This window comes from Streptomyces sparsus, assembly GCF_054776295.1.
This window is the reverse complement of record NZ_BAAHCA010000807.1, coordinates 1-2,271: the sequence shown is the minus strand read 5'-3', so window position 1 is coordinate 2,271 and position 2,271 is coordinate 1. Positions and strand designations below refer to the sequence as shown.

Genomic DNA, 2,271 nt, shown 5'->3' with positions numbered 1-2,271 from the left:
CACGCGGTGCTCGCCCGCGGCTTCCGTTCCCCGCGGGCCTTCGTCGAGGCCCACCGGCGGCCCGAGCCGCCGTACCACGCCGGGCCTGCCGCGGCCGGGCTCGGCGCCACCTCCCTGACCGACGTCAGCGACGGCCTCATCGCCGACCTGGGGCACATCGCGGAGGCCAGCAAGGTCCGCATCGACCTGTCGTCCGCCGCGTTCGACATCCCCGCCCAGATGCACGACATCGGGCAGGCCGTCGGCGTCGATCCGCTCCAGTGGGTGCTGACCGGGGGAGAGGACCACGCGCTCGTCGCCACCTTTCCCGCCGGGCGCAAGCTGCCCGCCCGCTGGCGGGTCATCGGCGAGGTGCTGCACCCCTCGGCGTTGCCCCGCGTCACCGTGAACGGCGCGCCCTGGGAGAAGGCCGGGGGTTGGGACCACTTCGGCGCGGACGGCTGACCGGCCCCGCCCGGACGCCGCGCTGCCGGTCCCTCCGGCCAGCCCGCCCGCCGGGCCGTCCGACGCCCGTCCGTAGGCTGGTGCCATGCGCATACCTCCCCGTGTCCTGACCGTCGCCGGGTCCGACTCCGGCGGCGGGGCGGGCATCCAGGCCGACCTGAAGACGATGCTGGCGCTCGGCACCCACGGCATGAGCGTGCTCACCGCCGTCACCGCGCAGAACTCGCTCGGCGTGCAGGGCGCCTGGCCGCTGCCCGCCGACGCGGTGCGGGCCCAGTTCCGCAGCGTCGTCGACGACATCGGGGTGCAGGCTGTGAAGACCGGCATGCTGGCGTCCGCCGAACTCGTCGAGACCGTCGCCGACCTGCTCGGCGACCTGGACGTGCCGGTCGTGGTGGACCCGGTCGGTGTCTCCAAGCACGGCGATCCGCTGCTCGCCGCCGACGCGCTGGAAGCGGTCCGCACCCGGCTGCTGCCCACCGCCACCGTGGCCACCCCCAACCTGGACGAGGTCACCCAGCTCACCGGAGTGCGGGTGCGTGCCGAGTCCGACCTGCGGCAGGCCGCCGAGGCGGTGCTGGGCCACGGCCCCGCCTGGGCGCTCATCAAGGGCGGGCACCTGCCCGGTGACGCCGTCGACCTGCTCACCGACGGGCGGAGCGAGCACTGGCTGCGCGCCCCCAGGCACGACAACCGGCACACCCACGGCACCGGCTGCACCCTGGCCAGCGCGATCGCCGCCGGACTGGCCGAGGGCAGGTCCGTCCCGGAAGCGGTGACGGCCGCCAAGGAGTACGTCACCGGCGCCATCGCGGCGGGCTTCCCGCTCGGCGGCGGCCTCGGTCCGGTCGACCACGGCTGGGCGCTGCGCACCCCCAGCACCCGGCACGCCCGGTAGGACGGCACTCGGCGGGCCTCCGCCGCGACCGGGAGGCGGCTGATCGGGCCCGGCCGGTCTCCGCACCGACCGAAAGGGCCCGTGGCACGGACCCGTGGCACGACAAAAAGGGTCCGTGACACGACGAAGAGCCGGCCCACCCGAGGGTGGACCGGCTCTACATCAGCCGGGAGGCGGCGCTGCGGCTATTGCCTCAGCGCGAAACCTTGCCGGCCTTGATGCACGAGGTGCAGACGTTGAGGCGCTTCGGCGTCCGACCGACCACGGCACGCACGCGCTGGATGTTGGGGTTCCAGCGACGCGGGGTGCGGCGGTGCGAGTGGGAAATGCTGTTGCCGAAGCCCGGCCCCTTGCCGCAGACATCGCAGTTGGCAGCCACGGTCACTCCAAAGACTTCAGATGCACGTACAGTGAAATCCCGGCTCGGCATGATCAGATGACCGGCAGTGCCCGGGAAGAAGACCCGACGTTCGTCAGGCAACCGGAGCAGCATACAACGGCTGGTCACGAACGAGGAAATCGCCTCCGTCCAGCGCCTCGGACCTCGCACGGAGCACCGCGTTCCGCTCCTCCCGGACTACGCTTTCGCCATCGCCGCCGACCGAGGAGGACGCCCGTGCCGCACACGCTCGACGCCGAAGCGGTGCGCACCTGGTGCGGCAGGGGCCTGGACGCCCTGGGAGAGGCTCGCGAGACGATCGACGCGATCAACGTCTACCCGGTCGCGGACGCCGACACCGGCACCAACCTCTATCTGACGTGGGAGTCCGCGGCGCACGCCGTGGAAGCCGCCTGCGCCGGCCGGCCCACCCCGGCCGAGGCCGTGCACGCCATGGCGCACGGTGCGCTGCTGGGAGCCCGCGGCAACTCCGGCACCATCCTGGCCCAGCTGCTGCGCGGCATGGCCGAGGAGACGGCCGCCGGGGGCC

Annotated in this window: 3 protein-coding genes and 1 pseudogene; 3 read left to right on the top strand and 1 reads right to left on the bottom strand. The window is 73.6% G+C overall.

Annotation, left to right across the window (positions count from 1 at the left end):
• Both ACYVE9_RS23620 and thiD read left to right on the top strand, forming a co-directional pair.
• Positions 1–444, top strand: a pseudogene (locus tag ACYVE9_RS23620) (thiamine-phosphate kinase); the annotation flags it as partial.
• A gap of 85 nt (positions 445–529) precedes the next feature.
• Positions 530–1,342, top strand: coding sequence for a bifunctional hydroxymethylpyrimidine kinase/phosphomethylpyrimidine kinase (gene thiD, locus ACYVE9_RS23615; RefSeq protein WP_461029912.1), 813 nt, complete (start codon positions 530–532; stop codon positions 1,340–1,342).
• Positions 1,343–1,535: 193 nt separating this feature from the next.
• On the opposite strand, the gene rpmB is transcribed toward thiD, so the two are convergent.
• Positions 1,536–1,721, bottom strand: a complete 186-nt coding sequence (gene rpmB / locus ACYVE9_RS23610) for a 50S ribosomal protein L28 (RefSeq protein ID WP_028426177.1) — start codon at positions 1,719–1,721, stop codon at positions 1,536–1,538.
• A 237-nt stretch (positions 1,722–1,958) separates the two neighbouring features.
• On the opposite strand from rpmB, the gene ACYVE9_RS23605 reads away from it, so the two are divergent.
• Positions 1,959–2,271: DAK2 domain-containing protein (locus ACYVE9_RS23605; RefSeq protein ID WP_461029911.1), on the top strand; the 313-nt coding region annotated here is incomplete at its 3' end.

What these genes read in the sequence shown, in the direction of transcription:
- thiD (WP_461029912.1), top strand. Translation starts at nt 530, where the DNA reads ATGCGCATACCTCCCCGTGTCCTGACCGTCGCCGGGTCCGACTCCGGC.